A 20273-nucleotide genomic window follows, 5' to 3' on the forward strand; every position below is an offset into this window, starting at 1 on the left:
ATTTTAATATTTTTTATCTGTTTGAGAAACCCATTCTCCAGCTACATCTTCATTTTGCCTCAGCACTAAATTCAATTGACCAACATGATGCTGAACATGCCTCATATTGTATAAAATTATCTCTATTCTGCTGTAATTTTTATATTTAGTGATAAATCGTTCTTTAGAAGTTTCATCGGTCAAATTATCGATTAAGAAGTAACATTTTTTACGCGAATATTCTAAATAGACCAATAATTCTTGTTTCGAGTAAACTCTTTCAGGTAAAATGCCATCCGGATCAAGCTCCGACAAAGAAAATGGTTGTAGCGGAGAAAACGCATCTGGTTCTACAGATGAATAATAATCAAGCCAAAAAATGGTATGATAAACAGAATACCAAAAGTCCTTTTTGTCCCAAAAACGATCAGGACAAACTAAAATCGAACTTTCCAGCATATCTATAACAGCGCCGAATTGTCGCCATAATATCTCCTTTAGCTCTTCCATTTTCTGAATTTAATTTGGACTTTAAACAATCCCCTTCTCAATCATTTCCAACATAACCGGAGAAGCATTTTTAAAAGTTGGTGCTTGCTCGATAATACTGCCTGCATTCTTTTTATTTACTTTGAAAGTAACATCTTCATCGGTTGTAAATAAAAGTGCTGTTAAAAAAGGATTTTTAATGTGAGTGCCTAAAATCAATAAGGCTTCATCTAAAGAATGAATACTTTCAATTTCTTCTGTTTTATATCTGAAAGTAAGCGAAATTGAGAATGTATTATCTTCATTGAGAACCAATCGGAAATACACGTTTTTAAGTTCGGTATCGCCCATCGTTTTGGCCAAAGTGAGTTTTGCGAAAGTTCCGCTTCGGATGCTTTCTTTAACTCGTTCACAAAAAAGGGCAAATATTGGTTCGTACATTTTTTTTAAGTTGCTAAGGTTCTGAGATACTAAGTTTCTAAGTTTTTTTTAATAGATTCTAAGTTTTATTCTTTATGAATCTAAGACAATCTCCATAATATAATTATTATTTTCCTGTAAATTCAGCTTTACGTTTTTCTAAGAATGCTGTTGTTCCTTCTTTGAAGTCGGCAGTTCCAAAGCATTTTCCGAATGATTTTATTTCAACATCAAAACCGTTTTTACCATCTGTAAAATTAGCATTGATTGCCTTTATGGCTTTTCCGATAGCGAAAGGAGCATTTTTGATGATTTTTTGTGCAATCACGTTTGTAAACGACAGTAATTCTTCTTGTGGTATAACATGGTTTACTAAACCGTAATCTTTTGCTTGTTCGGCAGTAATCATCGCAGCGGTCATAATCATTTCCATTGCACGGCCTTTTCCAACTAATTGTGGTAAACGCTGTGTTCCTCCGTAACCTGGAATTAATCCTAAAGTAACTTCTGGAAGTCCCATTTTAGCATTATCAGAAGCAATTCTAAAATGACAAGCCATTGCCAATTCTAATCCGCCTCCTAATGCAAATCCGTTGATTGCTGCAATAACCGGTTTTTTAAGACCTTCGATCATATCAAATAGCAATTCCTGTCCTTCAGCAGCCAATTGTGCGCCTTCAACAATCGTATAATTGGCAAATTCAGAAATATCAGCTCCAGCAACAAATGCTTTTTCGCCGCTTCCAGTCAATATAATAACGCGGATATCATCATTTTTACCCAATAATTTAATCGCTTTACTAAGATCGCTAATTGTTGCTTTGTTTAAAGCATTCAATTTTGTCGGTCTGTTTATAGTAATTGTCGCGATATTTTCTTCAATAGAAATTAAAAGATTTTCGTAGTTCATGACGCTTTTTTTATGAGTTTGTGATAGGAAGAGAAACTCTAAACGTAGTTCCTTTTCCGTAAGTTGACTCAAAGGTAATTGTTCCTTTGTAATTTTCGATAATGTTTTTGATAATTCCTAAACCAAGTCCCATACCGCTAGTTTTGGTAGTAAACTTTGGTTCGAAAATTCTGCCAATATCTTGTTTCTGAATTCCAATTCCGTTGTCTTTTACGGCAATTTCAACATTGTTATTTCTTCTTTTTACTGAAACTTCAATAGATTTTTGAAACTGACTTTCTGGAATGGCCTGAGTAGCATTTTTAACCAAATTGGTAATCACACGGATTAATTGCGTACGATCCATTTTGGAAATGATTTCTTCTTCTTCTTTTTCAAAAGAGATATAATCTTCGTTGAAAATATCCAAAGCCAATTCGACAACCTCAACAACATTCAGCGTTTCGTTTTGCTGTGCTGGCATCGAAGCAAAGTTCGAAAATGCCGAAGCTACCGCCGTCATGGTATCAATCTGCTGAATTAAAGTCTCGGAATAATCGTTCATCTTTTGTTTTACATCTGGAGCAGAAGGATCAAATTTTCGCTGGAAACTCTGAACCGTCAAACGCATTGGCGTAAGCGGATTTTTAATTTCGTGCGCTACCTGTTTTGCCATTTCGCGCCAAGCTTCTTCACGTTCGCTTTGCGCTAATTTAATTGCACTCGTTTCCAATTTGTCCACCATTCCGTTGTAAGCTCTAATCAAGAAATTAACTTCTTTGCTATTTGCTTCTAGAACAATTTTCTCATTTTTCTGATCCAGATTTGTTTCTTCCAAACGTTCAGAAATGGTTTTCAACGATTTTGTAATATATGTTGATAGGAAATACGCCAATCCGAAAGCGACAATTAACATAAAAGAATAAACCTGACTTAAACGAATCAAGAAAGTATTCAATTCATTATCATAATAGCCATCGTCTTCCAAATATGGCAGATTAAGGATTCCGAGCGGCTTGAATTTTTCATCTTTAATTAAACTGTATGAAGATCGGTTTTTAACTCCGTCTATCGTTTTAATATCTACAAATCGCTTTTCGATAGAAGAACGAACCAGTTTTAAAATGTATTCTGGAATTGGTGGTGCAATTTTATCAACGGCAAAAGATTCTTTTGAAGATTTTAGCAGTTTTCCGTCAAGACCATAAATATTGATTTCGATTTTGTGAATCTGCGCTAACTCGTGGATTTTATCTTTAAAAATTAAATCCAGGTTTTGAGTTTTCAGCGGATAAGTAGTCGTAGCCAGAACATAATTGATGTGTTCTTTTACGGCATTTTCTTTTCGTTCTAAACGTTCTTGATGATATTCTTTGGCCTCTGTTTTAAACTGAATAATCGAAATCGAAGCCAATAAAAAAGATGCCACAACAATCAATACAATCATCGACAGAAAAATCCTGGTTCGAAGCGAAAGCATTGTCATTTTGAAGTTGTTAAACATTTGTTTTATTTGTTTCAGGTTTCAAGTTTCAAGTTCAGGTTACGTTGCGTTTGACAACTTGAAACTTGAAACCTGAAACTAAAAAAACTATTTTCTCTCTCTAATTCTTTTATAAAAACGGAATCCCAGCATAATTAAGACCGAGAATAAAATAATTCCGATTACGCCGAAAATCCAGTTGATGGCACTTTTTAAAACTACTAAAAAGACAACAGCAAATAGAATAATCGTAGCGCCTTCGTTCCATAAACGCATAAAATTATTGGAATATTTTACTTCATCTCTTTGTAATTGTTTAAAAATCTGATGGCATTTTCCGTGGTATAAATATAAAAGGAAAACGAAGCATAATTTTACGTGCATCCAAGGCATGGTTATCCAAACGTGACCTGCATCTGTAAAAAACAGCATCCAAAAAGCAAAAATACTCGCCAAAACCGCCGACGGCCATGTAATAATATACCACAAACGGTAGGCCATTATTTTGTATTGTGCCTGAAGAATTTCTTTTTCTGGCGAAGGCTTTTCATTGGCTTCAATTTGGTAAACAAACAAACGCACAATGTAAAACAATCCTGCAAACCAAGTTATTACAAAAATAAGATGAAGCGATTTTAGATAATTATAATATTCCATTACTTCTTAAATGTAGATTTTTTAAAAAGATCAATCATTTCTTTACCATCATCTTCATCTTCATAAACGATTGAATTGACAAAGATCTTATCATTAAAACCTCTAGAAAAAATAACTAGTGTTACGACTTTTTTCCCATCCTCAGTTATTTCTATTTTAGCTCTTCTAAATGGCAAACCCGAAATATTTTCAGTAGTTACTGAGTAATCTCCCATTTTACCTTTCGGATAAATTTTACCAACATCCTTTAAAAGAAGAAAATCTTTTAATTTCATATTTAGATCAAGCGCTCGAACATCATTTCCAAAGAAATCTTCGTAATTCACTGAAAAATAATTGGCTTCGTCTTTCTTAAAAACAACAATCGAGTGCTTCTTTTTAGCTAAAGCAGTATCACCTTTAATATCGGCTTTTTCCTTTAAATTTACTTTTTCATAATCATCTGGAACAGAAATCTGCCAATTGAATGTTTTATCGTAAAAATTATTATCTGCAAGAGAATTGTTTTTTTTGCAACCTGAAAGAGTTACTAAAACAAGAAATAAAACGGAAATACTTTTTAATTTATTCATCTAATATTTATTTAGCCCAATCGTTAATCCAATTAGAAACAGTTTGACACCATTCGTCTTCGTCATTTAAACAAGGAATTGCCAAGAATTCTTCTCCTCCATTTGCTTCAAAATCTTCTTTAGCGCGCATAGCGATTTCTTCCAAAGTTTCTAAACAATCCGTTACGAAAGCTGGAGTTACAACCGCAATTTTCTTAATTCCTTTTGACGGCATATTGTCAATTTCAACATCAGTATATGGTTCAAGCCATTTGTCGCCTGCCAATCTTGACTGGAAAGTAACACAATATTTATCTTTTGGAATGCCTAATTGTTCTACAACCAAACGCGTTGTTTCGTAACAATGTGTTCTATAACAGAATTCTGCTTCTGGAGTTCCTACTTCGCAGCACATTTCATTGGTTACGAATTTTTTATGCGACTTTGTTTTATCCGTTTTGCGAACGTGACGCTCAGGAATTCCGTGATATGAAAATACTAGTTGATCGTATTCAAATCCTCTCAAATGTTTTTGAATGGAATCTGCCACATTTTTAATATAATCTGGTTTATTATAAAATGCGGGAACATCACTAAACCTCATGTGCGGGAATTTGTTCTTACGAATTTCTTCTGCTAAAACTAAAATTGTCAAAGTAGAAGCCATTGCATATTGAGGATACAATGGAAAAAGCAATACTTCAGTAACACCTTGATCGCTCAATTCCTGCAAACCTTTTTCGATTGTCATTGACCCATAACGCATTGCAAGTGAAACAGGAATGTTAGATAATGGCTGTACTTTTTTGTGCATTCTTTCAGAAAGAACGATTAACGGAGAACCTTCTTCCCACCAGATTTTCGCATAAGCGTGTGCAGATTCTTCAGGTCTTTTTCTTAGAATAATTCCGCGAACTAATAATGCTCTCAATAAATACGGAACATCGATGACGTATTTATCCATTAAAAATTCATCTAAATAAGGTTTTACATCTTTTGGAGTTGGACTATCCGGAGATCCTAAGTTTATTAATAGTGCGCCTTTCATTATTATTTTTTGCTTTAAGCTTTTTATTTGTTTTTAAAAATTTCGACAAAAGTAGAACTTGCAACTTTTTCGAAATATGATAATTATTACTTTTTAATTATGTTCTTATTTATAAAATTGATTCCTAATTTAAAAACTCATTTTATATTATTAACTTCTATATGCATTTTTTCTTCCCAGCCTTTTCCATTTCGCTTCTCAAGATAAACATCGGTTATTTTTCGATATTCATTTGCGGCAGCATCTAACTCTTTATCACCAACAATGCATCCGAGATTCTTACTGTATAATCCATATTTATTATAGATAGTCGTTTTTCTATTATTCCTCAATAATTCTAATGAGTCTCTTGGCGGAAGTGGCAAACCAAAACCAAATGTCTTTACACTATCGGCTTCAATATCATGAAATGCCATATTTCTATATTCAATGACAAGCGGACTTTCTTCAGATTTACAGCTCAAAAAAACAATTAAAATAGGGAAAATAACTTTCTTCATTTATTAAACATTCGCATTAATCGACATTAAATATTTTTTGGGTGTTGTTCCGAATTTCTTTTTGAATGCGGCTATGAAGTGACTCCCTGTGCTGTAACCAATTTTCAAACCAACTTCGTTTACATTATAAGAACCGCTGTCTAAAAGTTTTCTCGCGAAATCCATTTTGTAATCAAATAAGAAGCCATAAACTGTATCGCCGTAAATTTGCTTGAAACCCATTTTTAGCTTTTTCAAATTCAAACCGATTTCATCTGCTAGTTCTTGCAATCCTGGCGGTTCGGCCATATTTGCAATTACAATTTCTTTGGCTTTTCTGATTTTTAGGACATTATCTTCGTCAATCAAAAACGGACATTGTTCTGCATTCGGATCTTCAGTTCTATTGAAATATAAACTCAATAATTCGTATCCTTTTCCTTTATAATAAAGGTTTTTAATAGATGGATGAAGATTGTAATGGAACAACTGACTCAAAACAATTGCCATTGATGGACTGATATTTCCTTCGTTATAATACTTTTTATCCTTATTGTCAGGACTTAAAAAAGTAATATAATCAGCTTCGGCAGAAAATAATGCGTGAAATTTCTTGATTGATACAATTACTGAAATTGCCCACGAGTTTGGAGCCAGCTCTAAATTTAGGGGCAATTCTTTCTGTGGATTGTATAAAAGCAGCGATTTTTCTTCTTTCAATTCTAAAGCATAATTGCCTTGATTGAATAAGAATTTTGCATTGCCTTTTATCCCGAAGTGAAACTGTATCAGGCCAGTACCTATTATTTCGTGCTGTGCATAGAAAGGTTCTGAACCATCATTTTGAAAACGAATCAGCGTAAAGTCGTCTTCAATTTTTATAACTTCTTGAGAACTCATAGCGATATTTTTTTGAAACGAAAATCAAAACAAACTCAAAATGTTATTTAGAATCGCTCTAAACTAATCACTTCAAAGGAGCTGATTTTGCTACAAAAGTAGCCTTTTTTACTCAAAAACACCTATTTAGGTTCAAAAAAACATACAGCGACATAAAAAGTACTTTTAGCGTTACTTTTATAAACACTATAGTAATAATTTTGTTGCACTTTTATGAAAGTGAATTTATGGAAAACAATAACGTACCGAAACACCTTTATTTTTACTCAGTTGGTCTGAGTTATAAAAAAGCTGATGCTGAGGTCAGAGGTCAATTTAGTTTGGATGCCGTTGCGAAAACGCGATTGCTGGAACAAGCTAAAAACGAGGGAATAGAAAGTTTAATAGTTACTTCAACTTGCAACAGAACCGAAATTTACGGTTTTGCTGAACATCCATTTCAATTAATAAAACTTATCTGCGATAATAGTAACGGCTCTGTAGATGCTTTTCAAAAAGTAGGTTTCGTTTACAAAAATCAAGAAGCGATCAATCACTTATTTCGTGTAGGAACTGGTTTAGACAGTCAGATTTTAGGTGATTTCGAAATTATATCTCAAATCAAAACTTCTTTTATTCATTCAAAATCAATGGGATTGGCCAATGCTTTTATGGAAAGATTGGTAAATGCCGTTATTCAAGCAAGTAAAAGAATCAAAACTGAAACAGAAATCAGTTCTGGTGCAACTTCGGTTTCTTTTGCCTCTGTACAATATATTTTGAAAAATGTTGAAGACATCAGCAACAAAAATATTCTACTTTTTGGAACTGGAAAAATCGGAAGAAATACTTGTGAGAATTTAGTAAAACATACTAAAAACGAACATATCACTTTAATCAACCGAACTAAAGACAAAGCTGAAAAATTGGCTGGAAAACTAAATTTGATTGTTAAAGATTACTCTGAATTGCATTTAGAACTTCAAAAAGCTGATGTTGTAGTTGTTGCAACTGGCGCGCAAAATCCAACGGTTGATAAAGCAATTTTGAATCTTAAAAAACCTTTATTGATTCTGGATTTATCAATTCCGAAAAACGTAAATGAAAACGTAGAGGAATTAGAAGGCGTAACTTTAATTCATATGGATTATTTGTCTCAATTGACAGATGAAACTTTGGAAAACAGAAAATTACACATTCCGGCTGCAGAAGCAATTATCGAAGAAATCAAAGAAGAATTTGTTACTTGGATGAAAGGAAGAAAATTTGCTCCGACGATCAATGCTTTAAAAGAAAAATTAAACGCTATTAAAGCTTCTGAACTAGATTTTCAAAGTAAAAAAATCGCCGATTTTAATGAGGAACAAGCTGAAATTATCAGTAACCGAATCATTCAAAAAATCACTACACATTTTGCCAATCATTTAAAAGACGACGATACCATGGTCGATGAAAGCATCGAATGGATCGAAAAAGTCTTCAAAATAAAAGCATCTTAACAAAATCAAATTTTAAACCATATAAGTTCATTTAAAAACTGTGTTTTACCCAAACTGCTTAAATTTACTTTTATAACTTATATGGTTCAAGAAACAAAACATGGCTGAAAAAACAATCAGAATTGGAACACGCGATAGCGAATTAGCACTTTGGCAAGCACATACTGTCGAGAAAAAACTAAACGATTTAGGTTATAAAACCTCAATTGTTGCGGTTAAATCTCAAGGTGATATTATTCTGGACAAACCTCTTTACGAATTAGGAATCACTGGAATTTTCACTAAAACCTTAGACATTGCCATGATTAATGGCGATATTGATATTGCTGTGCATTCTATGAAAGATGTACCAACAGCTTTACCAAAAGGTATCGTTCAAGGTGCGGTTTTGCCAAGAGCCAATGTTTTAGACATTTTAGTTCATAAAGGAAATCCTGATTTTGCAAATCCAAGTACCATTGCAACTGGAAGTTTGCGTCGTCAGGCGCAATGGTTCAATAAATACCCAAATCATACTGTAGTAGATTTACGCGGAAACGTAAATACGCGTATGCAGAAGTTACAAGATAACGAATGGGACGGAGCTGTTTTTGCTGCTGCTGGTTTGGAAAGAATTAATCTGAAACCCGAAAATTACATCAATTTAGATTGGATGATTCCTGCGCCAGCTCAAGGTGCAATGCTGGTTGTTGGAATGGAAAATGACAACTACACTTTGGATGCACTTTCTCAATTAAATGATATCGAAACTGAAATTTGTACTTATATAGAGCGTCAGTTTTTAAGAACTCTTGAAGGTGGATGTACTGCCCCAATTGGAGCTTTAGTAACTTATAACGAAGATGAAGACACTTTACATTTTCAAGGTGTTTTACTTTCTATTGATGGAAAACAAAAACTGGAAATCAATAAAACGGTTGACATTTCACAATGGAAAAAACTAGGTTTCAATTCAGCCCAGGAGATTTTGAATAATGGTGGAACGGAATTAATGCAGAAAATCAAAGAATCCCTGAAGAAATAATGGCAAACCCAGTTCAAATACTCTCTACAAAAATATTATCTCCTTTTCATAAGCAAGAGCTAATGAAATATGGCGTTGAATTAATCGAAGCCGATTTCATTAAAACCGAAAACAAACCTTTCGAATTAAAGGACCTCAACGAAAGTCTGATTTTTACAAGTCAAAACGCCGTTCACAGCGTTTTATCAAATCCAAAATCAGAAGAATTAATCCCGAAGCTTCGGGAGAAAAACGTGTATTGCGTTGGAATTAAAACCAAAAATCTTTTAGAAGAAAACGGATTCAACGTTGTAGCTTACACCGGTTATGCTACTGATTTGGCTGAAATTATCACTTTGATTTATGGAAATGAAAGTTATACTTTTTTCAGCGGAAACCTGAGAAGAGATACTTTGCCCGAAGCTTTAAAAGAAAACGGAATTAAATTCAACGAAATTCAGGTTTACGAAACTACGTTGCAACCTCAGAAAATAAAAGCAAATCCAGAAGCGATTTTGTTTTTTAGTCCGTCTGGAGTTAAAAGTTATCTGAAAGACAATACTATAAACAAACAAATCTGTTTCTGCATTGGCGATACAACCGCAGAAGCTTTATTGAAAGTAACAAAAAATATCATCATCGCAGATCAGCCCACAATTGAAGACGTGATCGAAGATGTAATTCACGAATATAAATAAGAACCTTTGCAACTTTGTCACTTTGAGATTTTGCAACTAAAATAAAAAACATGTTAAAAAACGACCTATTTTTAAAAGCATTAAAAGGAGAAACAGTACAGCGTCCGCCAGTATGGATGATGCGTCAAGCGGGAAGATATTTGCCAGAATTTAGAGAACTTCGTGATAAATATGATTTTTTTACGCGTTGCGAAACTCCAGAATTAGCTGCTGAAATTACGGTTCAGCCAATTCGTAGAATTGCTCCAGATGCTGCTATTTTATTCTCAGACATCTTGGTTGTGCCACGCGCAATGGGAATTCATGTAGAATTGAAAGACAATTTAGGTCCGATAATTCCAGATCCAATTCGCACGATGGAACAAGTAAATCAAGTTTTTGTCCCAGATGTAAATGAAACTTTAGGTTACGTTTTTGATGCGGTGAAATTGACTAAAGAAATGCTGAATGATGAAGTTCCATTAATTGGTTTCGCTGGCTCGCCTTGGACAATTTTCTGTTATGCTGTTGAAGGAAAAGGTTCTAAAAGTTTTGATACTGCAAAAGGATTCTGTTTTTCAAACCCAGTCGCAGCACATACTTTATTACAAAAAATCACCGATACGACTATTTTATATTTAAAAGAAAAAGTGAAATCTGGAGTAAATGCCGTTCAGATTTTTGATTCTTGGGGAGGAATGCTTTCTCCTGTTGACTATCAGGAATTTTCTTGGAAATATATTAACCAGATTGTTGATGCTTTAGCAGATATTACGCCTGTTATCGTTTTTGGAAAAGGATGCTGGTTTGCTCTTGGCGAAATGGGTAAAAGTAAAGCTTCAGCTCTTGGAGTTGACTGGACTTGTACAGCAAGAAATGCACGTTACTTGTCTGGTGGAAATATTACTTTACAAGGAAACTTTGATCCGTCAAGATTACTTTCTCCAATTCCAACTATCAAGAAAATGGTTCACGAAATGATCGACGAATTCGGAAAAGACAAATATATTGTAAATTTAGGTCACGGAATTTTACCAAATATCCCTGTAGATCACGCCAAAGCGTTTATTGACGCGGTGAAGGAATACGGGAATTAATTAGTGTTCAGTTTTCAGTCGCAGTTTTCAGATTTCGCTGCGACTGAAAACTGTGACTGAAAACTAAAAACATGCTCAACAAAGGTTTACGTGACGAAGAAAAAATAAGAATTGACAATGTCCTGAAAACGTTGCGAACTCTTATTTTTGTGCCTTATCCTTTGAGTAACCTGCAAATAACTGATATCGAAAATCAGCTGAAAGAATTTGCATTAAACATTGAAACTTTAATCGATTATTCGAATGAAGATTTAATTACATTATTAATGCGTCTTCATTTTGATTGGGAACAATTAGAGCAATTTGCCGATATTTTAATAGAATTTTCTAAAGCTGAAAATTATAATTTTGAAAATAAGGCTTTGGCTATTTACGAATATGTTCAAGCCGAAAGCAAAGTTTTTTCTTTTGGAATAAATTCGAAAATTTCATCTATTAAAAACAAATAAAATGAGTTTTGCAGATTGGAAAACAGACCGAATTGAAAATATTCTTCCCGAAGAATTCTACAAACTGATTGATAAAAATAAAACTCATATCGGCAAAACATTTCCTGTAACACTTGCCAATTCAGATTCTCTAGAAAAAGCTCAAAATTTCATTTCTATTAGTCTTGAAAAAGAGAAAAACAAAGAAGGTTTTCATTTTTATGCCCGAGATATTAAAACCAACAATTTAATTGGTTATTTATGTGTAAAAACTATCGATTACCGCATCTCGAAATGTGAATTTGGATATTTTATTGATGAAGATTACCAAGGAAAAGGAATTACCTCAAAAATGGTTTCAGATGCACTTGAATTTTGCTTTAAGGAATTAATGCTGAATAAGGTTTTTATCTGCACATCAGAAGTTAATTTGGCCAGTCAGCGAATTGCATTAAAACATAATTTTAAACAAGAAGGAATTTTAAGAGACGAATTTAGAAATGGAGACGGCACTTTGCAAAACTCTGTTTACTTCGGACTTCTTAAATCAGAATATAATAGTCTTTAAGCGAAATTTATCCCAAATCAGAAAACCAATGAGAAAATTATTCTTGTTTTTATGCCTGTTTTTTAGTTTTAAAAATTATGCTCAAAGTTCTTTAAAAAAAGATAGCGTTTCTATAGCTGGCTTTATCAAAGAACAAAATATTTTAAAGAAAAATCCAAAAATATTGGTAATTGAAGACAAGAAGTGGGTTGATTTAATGAAAAGCTATTCAAAGTCGAAAGAAAAAATTAAAGAGGATAGAATTTCTGATGGTTTGAAAAAAAAGTCAGTTGCTGAACGATTTAATTACGATGACAAAACAGCCGAAAAAGAAATTATTTCTATTATAAATGAAGGCAATAATGACTCTATTAAAAATTTATTTGCAGATATTGTTTTCAATAGTATATATGATGGAAGTATAGAACCAGATCGAAGAAAAATAATCAATTTAGAATTAAAGTCCTTATTTTTTAAATGTTTGAAAAACCCTCAAATAGAAAGTCAAACTGCACAAATGTTGTGTTCAATGCAAATTGAAGGGTATGAACAACCAATAAAAGAATTATTATTATCTGGACAGTCAAGTAATGAAATTCAATTATTTTGCGCACTTAAATATGCCAATTATGGAGATGTTATTGATTATTTTTTTAATTCCTTACTGAATAATAAAAAATATACATCTGTAGATGTCTTCAAAAAAAATCATCTTGCCTATTCATTAAGAGAAAGTTATTTTGATAATACAAACATTGATGAGGCAACCCGAAAAAAACTGATAATATATTGTGCTGCATTGCTGAAAAAATTTCCGGTCGATTCGTCATTAATTCAGCCTCATTATGGAGCTCCAGACTGGATTCCTGCAGGTTCGCTGGACTACAATAACCAATTTGATCTTATTGCTTTTTTATTATCAACCGGTGACGCAGCAGTTCTTCCAATTATTGAAGATTTAAAAGAAGTAGGATTTAAAGACAATCTAACGTTTAAGTTTTTAAATTGGAAATTAGGCATTGATCAAAGAAAAGAAACTTTCAATGCTCTTTTGAATGATTGTAAATTTTATAACTATACGGTGAATGAATTATTTCTTAAAGGATTATTAACCGAGAATAATGACCAAAACTTTGTAGATGTTTTTGCTAAAATTGAGAAACCGCTTCCAAGTATGCATTATGTAAATGAGTGGTCAGATTGTTTAAGATTTGGCATCGAAACCATTTTTAATCCATTAGAAAAGAAAGACTTCAATAGAATTGTAAATAAGGCAGTCAAAGATAACTCTTATAAACAGAAATTAATCGAAGCATATAATGGTCATAGACAAGGCAATATACTTACCAGATTAACTGGCAGAGAAAATTGGAGGAAAGGAATGCCAAACAGCTGGATGACACCATTTGATTATTACAATTTAGATAGTTTAGCGCTTCCTAAAAGAGTTAAAAAATTATGCGATTTAGCAAGAACAGACTTAGAAAGTAAAGGTTACAAAGTCTTTACTGATGGCGACTTTCTTAATTTTGGCACAGAAGAACCAAGTTATGCGAGAGATAAACTCAACACTTTAAAAGCTCAATCACACAATGAGTTAAATGATATGAGTATTTTTATTGATTATAATTATATTCATAAAAGCTCAAATTATACTTCTCTCGAAAGCGATAAATTTGAGTTAAACTGCTTTATCTTTCTTAATGATATTGCATGTATTGCAAAAATAAACGATAGTACCAATGATTCACAATTAATATTTAATGACATTTCAGAAATACTATTAAAGAAGACAGGGAGCTCAAATAGATTTTTAGAGGTTAATCTTTTTAATGAAAAAAGCTCCCGTTATTTTATTTTTGGAAATCCAGTAATAGCAAAAGAGATATTAAGTAAATATAATTTCACAGAATAGGATATAGAATACAATCAAAATGAAAGACAAATTTTACGCATACATACAAAATTTACAAGACCAAATCTGCACTGGATTAGAAGCTGTTGACGGAACGACAAAATTCCGTGAAGACTTATGGAAACGTCCTGAAGGCGGAGGCGGAAGAACACGTGTTATTGAAAACGGAACTGTTTTTGAAAAAGGCGGTGTAAACATTTCAGCCGTTCACGGAAAACTTCCTGAAACGATGCAAAAAATGTTTGGCGTTGGTGAAGCTGATTTCTTTGCCTGCGGATTAAGTTTGGTTATTCACCCGAAAAGCCCGATGGTTCCTACTGTGCACGCCAATTGGCGATATTTCGAAATGTATGATGAAAACGGAAATGTGATCGAACAATGGTTTGGTGGCGGACAAGATTTAACGCCTTATTATTTGTTCGAGGAAGATGCAAAACATTTTCATCAGACTTGTAAAACAGCTTGCGATAAACACAATCCAGAGTTTTATCCAAAATATAAAAAACAATGTGATTCATATTTCTGGAATGCACATAGAAATGAAGCCCGTGGACTTGGCGGTTTGTTCTTTGATTATTGCAAAGCAAATGAATCGATGTCAATGGAAAATTGGTACAATTTCGTAACCGAAGTTGGAAATAGTTTCCTTGAAGCATATGTGCCAATTGTAGAAAAAAGAAAGAACCTTTCTTATACTCCAGAACAAAGAACTTGGCAAGAAATCCGTCGTGGCCGTTATGTTGAATTCAATTTAGTTCACGACAAAGGAACATTGTTCGGATTAAAAACCAACGGAAGAATTGAAAGTATTTTGATGAGTTTGCCTCCGCATGTACAATGGGTTTACGATCATCATCCAGAAGCAGGAAGCGAAGAAGAAAAATTGATCAACGTTTTAGCAAGTCCGCGCGAGTGGATTTCGTAATCTAAAAATTTATTTAACACATAGAAACATAGATTTAAAGACATATCTTAGAGGTGATTTTAGAAAATCAGCATTTTTTCACATAGTCTATGTGAATTATTTGAGTGAAACGTCTTTTCAAGCTATCTAAAAACTATGTTTCTATGTGTTTAAAACTAATTTACACCACATTCTTCACCAGCATTTTTGGATGTTTTGCCCAAAACGACACATTACAAAATCCGTATTTTAAATCTTATAGCGATAAAATAACCACCAGCATTTATTATTTAGACACTTCTAATAGTTTCGAAATTGCTTCAGATAATCAGGATCCTAAAATATATGTAAGCCTAATTCCTAATCGACGAGAGCAGATTGGTTTCAATTTAAACTATAAAATCATTGACGTTACAATTGGTTTTGCTCCTAAATTTCTTGGCGGAAATAAAGGTGATTCTAATTCTAAACATTTTAATTTCAACACCCGTTTTTATTACAAAAAATGGATGCAGTCTTTTACTTTCATTAATCAAAAAGGATTTTACATCAGCGATGACAACATAACTGCACAATTGCCTCATATGCGCACTACCAAAATTGGCGGATCGACTTCTTATGTTTTCAATGATAAATTCTCTTTCAAAACATTGGTAAGTCAAAACGAATGGCAAACTAAAAGCTCTGGAAGTTTTATTCCGTCATTTTCTTTTTATTATACCAATCTTGATTTAAATACTCCCGATTCTTCGCCTGGTGATATTTATGTTTTCACTTTGGCTCCCGCCTATTTTTACAATTTCGTAATTAGTAATCGGGTTTTGATTGGCGCTGGACTCGCTTTGGGAGCCGGAATCAATGATATTGACGGCGACACCTCAGCTTTATATCAAGCCGATTTCAATTTAAAACTGGCTTATAATAAAGATCGTTTTTTTGGATTTGCAAGTCTTAACACCGTAAGCTTTGCACAAGATGACAAAGTAGATCCAAGATTGAATGATAATATTGCGACTGTAAAACTTTCTGTTGGCTACCGATTTGATCCTCCAAAAAAGGTAAAAGAAGTTTACGATAAAGTCAATGAAAAGATTGGCCTTTAAGAAATCTTAATCTGAAATAAACGATAAGCCCGAAAAAATGCTTAAATTACAGTGATTTATGTAAACTAAAATTCATTATTATGGAAAATAGGAACAAAGAACAATTAAATCTCATGCATTCCGGAAAAGGATTTATCGCAGCACTAGACCAAAGCGGCGGTAGCACACCAAAAGCATTATCGCAATATGGCGTTGAAGAAAATCAATATTCGAACGACGAAGAAATGTACACTCTTGTACATGAAATGAGAACCAGAATTATTAAAAGTCCCGCTTTTGACAGCCAATATATTCTTGGAGCCATTTTGTTTGAAAACACAATGGATCGAAAAATTGACGGACAATGGACTGCAGAATATTTATGGGAGAAAAAACACATCATTCCATTTTTGAAAGTAGATAAAGGTCTTGCTGATCTTGCCAATGGCGTTCAGTTAATGAAACCGATTTCTAACTTAGACGATTTGCTTGATCGCGCTGTAGATCGAAAGATTTTTGGAACCAAGATGCGTTCTGTTATTAAAAAAGCAAATCAAACTGGAATTCAAGAAGTGGTAAAACAGCAATTTGAAGTTGGTCTGCAGATATTTAAAAAAGGGCTTGTACCGATAATTGAACCTGAAGTTGATATTTATATTTCGGATAAAGAAAAAGCAGAGCAGATTTTAAAAGACGAAATCAAGAAACAGCTGAATTTACTGGATAAAGATGTAAAAGTAATGCTGAAGCTTTCCATTCCAACGGCAAAGAATTTCTACAGCGATTTAATGTCCGATCCGCATGTGGTTCGCGTTGTGGCGCTTTCGGGCGGATATTCTCGAGAAGAAGCCAATCAGAAACTAGCTGAAAATCAGGGATTGATCGCAAGTTTCTCAAGAGCATTGTCAGAAGGACTTAGTGCAGGACAATCTGATGCTGAATTTAATTCTCAATTAGGCAATTCGATTAAAGAAATTTACGAAGCTTCTATTCAATAAAAACATAAAAAAATCCCTGACGTTTCAGGGATTTTTGCTTTTAATTATTTCGAAGTCATTTCATCCGCTAAATCTAATGTCTGCAAAATGATGTTTTTATCAGACTTAAAAGAGTTCAGTTTAAAAACGAATTTCAATTTATTATCAACTAGCTTTTTAGGCGATTCAATCGAAACATCTGAAAACTGAGAAGAAATTTTTGTCATTCGATCCAATTCTGAATCTTTAGCGTTTTTCCCAAATGTTTTGATTGTTTGCGCAATATTCATCTTTCCAGAAATGTAATTTTTGCTCAAATCTTTCTTGGTATCTTTAGCAAAAGATCCTTTTCCTGTTCCAAAATAATCTCTTGTATTGGCAACAATTATAACATCTTTGTCTTTCAGAATAAAAATATCGCCATAATCCTTTGTTCCAACAATAGTGTACACATTTCCGTTTTGAACTAGTAATTTTTTACGAATTCCAAGTTGCAGCAATTTGTCTCCAAATGTGGGATGCGTAGACGTAAAAATCACAGAAAACAACGGAATAGATTTTTTGACTTTCTCTTCGGTTATTTTTTCTTCAAAATTTTCGTCATAATCGTATTTTTTGGTCAGAACCTCAACATCTTTCACATCATATAAAAAAGCGCTTAAATCCCCGTCAAAAAGTTTCGCTGTGGCTTCTTCGTCAACAATGGTAGAAATCAAATCGGTGACGATACTAATATCTTCTTTTCCGAATTTCGGATTTTGAAATAATTCTGTCGTTAAAGATGGAAAGTTTTCAAGTGCTGCTTTTGTATCGAAATGATACGAAACATATCCTAAAGGTTTTTCGGCAGGAAAATAATTGAAGATATTTTTATTAATTTTTCGATTACTAATTTGGCTTACAACTTTAGCAATCTCAGTTGAATATTCTACAACTTCCTCGATTCGCGCATTATCATTATCAAAATAAAAATCGATATTTATTCCTTTTATAAAATTCCCGAAGTTCTTTTGCATTGGCAGATATTTATCATAACTGCCAAATAATCCTAACGGATAATTATACAACGAATAAAAACTCGACATCACGCCGCCGTAATTTACCCAAGACGAAATATCAGCTGCAACATTTATTTTTGGAGAAGTTGGTGCTATAAAACCATTTTCGAAAAGCGCTTTTATGATCTGACTTTGCTTCTCAGCCAATTTTCTATCAAATTCTGCTTGTTCCACGGTGTATTCTTCATACGGATTTCCGTCATATAAATAATCTTTTTCAGTATCAGCTACTGTGGTTTCTTCAATTATTGGTTCATCATGCATTACAGATGGTTCCGCAATTTTTGGTGTATCCACAACCATTGGAACAGGAGCTTCTATAACCGTTTCTGAATACGCATCTGAAACTTCAATAGAATCACTTGGAACAGTAGTTTCTGCTACATCATAAAATTTAGACGGAAGTCTTTTTGTCAATTCAAATACAACCAAATAATTGTCATTCCACACAAAAGATCTTTTTACTCCGCTTGGCGTAAAAACAGCATATTTACCAAAATCTTGAATTCCTCCTTTTCCTAACGAATCGCTTTTTTCGCCAGCTCCCAATTTTTCAACCAGATATTGTTTAACGGCTTCTTTACTTTTTACAGGAATAGTAACTTGGTAAAATGGAACACTGTCTAAGAAATTGCCATGAATCGTAATTTTTTCATTTAATTTAATGATTGACGCATACTTTCGAAGATCAAAATCAGGTTTTTTGCTGATGTATTTTGTGATAATCGGATGATTCAAAACTTCGTCAATACTGACTTTTTTAGAAAGTTGGTTTCCGTTAAACTGTACAAAATAGTCGTATTTATCTGGATTGGTTTGCCCAAAAGTAAAATAAGTGGCAAATAGAAAAATTAGTGTGTAAAAATGCTTCATAAAATCAAGGCGTTAATTGGATGGTATTGTTCATTAGTGTCGATTTTTTAAAAACGCTGTACATACTTTGTTTTAAAAAAACGGTCTTTTTGTTTTTGGAAATTTTACTGTTGATATTGTCCGCAGACAGAATATCTTTATCGAAAGTGTAAATAGAAATAATGCTGGCTTCTTCGAGATCCTTCTTTTTCTTCGGGTCGTTTATGACTTTTTCTGGAACGGGATACGAGGCAATTCTTTCAAAAGTTTTGCCGCTTCCGCTAAAGTGAATCTGATCGCGCTGATTGTTGATGGTATTTACAACAGCGTTGAGTGCTTTCAGATTGGCGTAGTTCAGTTTGATGATAAAGATATAATTGTCAAAATCTGTTTTGGTACTTACGTTGGAAATTCCGTTTATCTTTAAAGCTTTTTCTTTAAAATCATTGAGTTTCGCGGTAATTTCCTGCTCGTTTGGAATTTTTACGCCATCAACTTCTTCAAGCCAAATAGCCGATTTTGTTTTAAACCATGATCGCGAAAAGTCGATTATAAGAGTATATTCGCCACTTTGGTCGTCGTGATGTTTGATTCTTTCTGTAATCTCAAAACAACTCGTTAAGAGGAAACAGCATAATAAAGCGAGAATTTTCTTCATTAGACAAATTTAGATGGAATTATTTTAAAAACCATGATATGTCTAAATTCTTAATCTTTAGTTTCAATAATTAAAAAGGTCCAATATCTTCATAAATAGATCTATCTTCAATAAGATATGATTCATAATCAAACAATAAATTCCAAACTAAAACATAGAAATCTCTAATTGAAATTTGTGTGGGAAGTTGCAATTGTGCCAAAGTTTGTTCGTAGCATCTTTTAAGTTGATCCTCTGTCCAGAAATTAATGGCAAACCTTAAACTCTCTTTAAATCTAAATTGCCAAGAAATATCTTCAAGTTTCAATTCTGGTTTCAAAAAACTATTCACTACTTTTTCAATACTAGTATGATTATTTAAATTTAATCCCAATATTTCAGCAGGAATTTCATATCCTTCACCCATAAAAGCCCAGAATCTCCAAACATAACCTTCACTTATCTTTTTCGCTTTCACTTTATCTTATTTTATTCAACAAATAATCAAAAAGGGTTTCCGAAAAAACTGTTCATATCCTTCATTTATCAACATAGAAAAAAAATAATCCTGATCTAAATATGACTCATATTCAAAGAAGGGAATCAGAAAAAATTTGGTGTAACTCAAATATATCTCTCTTATCTCTTTTGAGATCATCTTCAAATCACATTTTGCATTTGTCACATCATAAAACACTTCAAAAAAATACTTGTTTTTCCTTT

The 20273-nt window shown here is 33.1% G+C and carries 22 protein-coding genes; 10 read left to right on the forward strand and 12 right to left on the reverse strand.

Annotated features, from left to right (window positions below; genetic code table 11):
• Positions 1–3: 3 nt before the first annotated feature.
• From OD917_RS11475 to OD917_RS11515, 9 genes are all read right to left on the reverse strand, one after another.
• Positions 4–489, reverse strand: a complete 486-nt coding sequence (locus OD917_RS11475; RefSeq protein ID WP_263523661.1) for a DinB family protein — start codon at positions 487–489, stop codon at positions 4–6.
• A gap of 21 nt (positions 490–510) precedes the next feature.
• Positions 511–909, reverse strand: a complete 399-nt coding sequence (locus OD917_RS11480) for a hypothetical protein (protein WP_263523662.1) — start codon at positions 907–909, stop codon at positions 511–513.
• Positions 910–1015: 106 nt separating this feature from the next.
• Positions 1016–1798 carry an enoyl-CoA hydratase/isomerase family protein gene (locus OD917_RS11485; protein ID WP_263523663.1) on the reverse strand — a complete coding sequence of 261 codons (783 nt, stop codon included), beginning with the start codon at positions 1796–1798 and terminating at the stop codon, positions 1016–1018.
• Between the two features lie 10 nt (positions 1799–1808).
• On the reverse strand, positions 1809–3224 hold the full coding sequence (locus tag OD917_RS11490) for a sensor histidine kinase (RefSeq protein WP_263524573.1): 1416 nt from the start codon (positions 3222–3224) through the stop codon (positions 1809–1811).
• 144 nt (positions 3225–3368) lie between these two features.
• On the reverse strand, positions 3369–3917 hold the full coding sequence (locus OD917_RS11495) for a CopD family protein (protein WP_263523664.1): 549 nt from the start codon (positions 3915–3917) through the stop codon (positions 3369–3371).
• The gene (locus OD917_RS11500; protein ID WP_263523665.1) at positions 3917–4489 is read right to left on the reverse strand and encodes a hypothetical protein; all 573 of its coding nucleotides are present in this window, start codon (positions 4487–4489) and stop codon (positions 3917–3919) included. The genes OD917_RS11495 and OD917_RS11500 overlap by 1 nt, the downstream gene beginning before the upstream one ends.
• Before the next feature lie 7 nt (positions 4490–4496).
• The gene (gene hemH / locus OD917_RS11505; protein WP_263523666.1) at positions 4497–5516 is read right to left on the reverse strand and encodes a ferrochelatase; all 1020 of its coding nucleotides are present in this window, start codon (positions 5514–5516) and stop codon (positions 4497–4499) included.
• Positions 5517–5653: 137 nt separating this feature from the next.
• Positions 5654–6016, reverse strand: a complete 363-nt coding sequence (locus OD917_RS11510) for a hypothetical protein (RefSeq protein ID WP_263523667.1) — start codon at positions 6014–6016, stop codon at positions 5654–5656.
• A 3-nt stretch (positions 6017–6019) separates the two neighbouring features.
• Complete coding sequence (locus OD917_RS11515) at positions 6020–6895, reverse strand: AraC family transcriptional regulator (protein WP_111368228.1); 876 nt, start codon at positions 6893–6895, stop codon at positions 6020–6022.
• Between the two features lie 227 nt (positions 6896–7122).
• Here OD917_RS11515 and hemA point away from each other — a divergent pair, with 227 nt between their 5' ends.
• The 10 genes from hemA to OD917_RS11565 all read left to right on the forward strand — a co-directional run bounded on the left by hemA (position 7123) and on the right by OD917_RS11565 (position 17024).
• Positions 7123–8373 carry a glutamyl-tRNA reductase gene (gene hemA / locus OD917_RS11520; RefSeq protein ID WP_111284859.1) on the forward strand — a complete coding sequence of 417 codons (1251 nt, stop codon included), beginning with the start codon at positions 7123–7125 and terminating at the stop codon, positions 8371–8373.
• A gap of 100 nt (positions 8374–8473) precedes the next feature.
• A complete protein-coding gene (gene hemC / locus OD917_RS11525; protein ID WP_263523668.1) occupies positions 8474–9397 on the forward strand; it encodes a hydroxymethylbilane synthase in 924 nt (307 codons plus the stop codon).
• Positions 9397–10074 (forward strand): uroporphyrinogen-III synthase, encoded by a 678-nt coding sequence (locus OD917_RS11530; RefSeq protein ID WP_263523669.1) that lies wholly within the window; start codon positions 9397–9399, stop codon positions 10072–10074. Before hemC ends, OD917_RS11530 begins: the two co-directional genes overlap by 1 nt.
• Before the next feature lie 50 nt (positions 10075–10124).
• Entirely contained in the window at positions 10125–11150 is a 1026-nt protein-coding gene (gene hemE / locus OD917_RS11535; protein ID WP_263523671.1) for a uroporphyrinogen decarboxylase, read from the forward strand.
• A gap of 71 nt (positions 11151–11221) precedes the next feature.
• On the forward strand, positions 11222–11599 hold the full coding sequence (locus OD917_RS11540) for a hypothetical protein (protein ID WP_263523673.1): 378 nt from the start codon (positions 11222–11224) through the stop codon (positions 11597–11599).
• 1 nt (position 11600) lies between these two features.
• On the forward strand, positions 11601–12146 hold the full coding sequence (locus OD917_RS11545; protein WP_263523674.1) for a GNAT family N-acetyltransferase: 546 nt from the start codon (positions 11601–11603) through the stop codon (positions 12144–12146).
• A 28-nt stretch (positions 12147–12174) separates the two neighbouring features.
• Complete coding sequence (locus OD917_RS11550) at positions 12175–14040, forward strand: hypothetical protein (RefSeq protein ID WP_263523675.1); 1866 nt, start codon at positions 12175–12177, stop codon at positions 14038–14040.
• Between the two features lie 19 nt (positions 14041–14059).
• Complete coding sequence (gene hemF, locus OD917_RS11555; protein WP_263523677.1) at positions 14060–14965, forward strand: oxygen-dependent coproporphyrinogen oxidase; 906 nt, start codon at positions 14060–14062, stop codon at positions 14963–14965.
• Positions 14966–15108: 143 nt separating this feature from the next.
• Entirely contained in the window at positions 15109–16047 is a 939-nt protein-coding gene (locus tag OD917_RS11560; RefSeq protein ID WP_263523678.1) for a DUF4421 domain-containing protein, read from the forward strand.
• Positions 16048–16127: 80 nt separating this feature from the next.
• Positions 16128–17024 (forward strand): fructose bisphosphate aldolase, encoded by an 897-nt coding sequence (locus OD917_RS11565; protein WP_263523679.1) that lies wholly within the window; start codon positions 16128–16130, stop codon positions 17022–17024.
• Between the two features lie 44 nt (positions 17025–17068).
• Here OD917_RS11565 and OD917_RS11570 read toward each other — a convergent pair whose 3' ends face one another.
• From OD917_RS11570 to OD917_RS11580, 3 genes are all read right to left on the reverse strand, one after another.
• Entirely contained in the window at positions 17069–18934 is a 1866-nt protein-coding gene (locus OD917_RS11570) for a hypothetical protein (RefSeq protein WP_263523680.1), read from the reverse strand.
• Positions 18935–18938: 4 nt separating this feature from the next.
• Positions 18939–19571 carry a hypothetical protein gene (locus OD917_RS11575; RefSeq protein ID WP_263523681.1) on the reverse strand — a complete coding sequence of 211 codons (633 nt, stop codon included), beginning with the start codon at positions 19569–19571 and terminating at the stop codon, positions 18939–18941.
• Positions 19572–19641: 70 nt separating this feature from the next.
• A complete protein-coding gene (locus OD917_RS11580) occupies positions 19642–20028 on the reverse strand; it encodes a hypothetical protein (protein WP_263523682.1) in 387 nt (128 codons plus the stop codon).
• Positions 20029–20273: the final 245 nt, after the last annotated feature.

The organism is Flavobacterium sp. SH_e (genome assembly GCF_025717045.1).
Lineage (GTDB): Bacteria > Bacteroidota > Bacteroidia > Flavobacteriales > Flavobacteriaceae > Flavobacterium.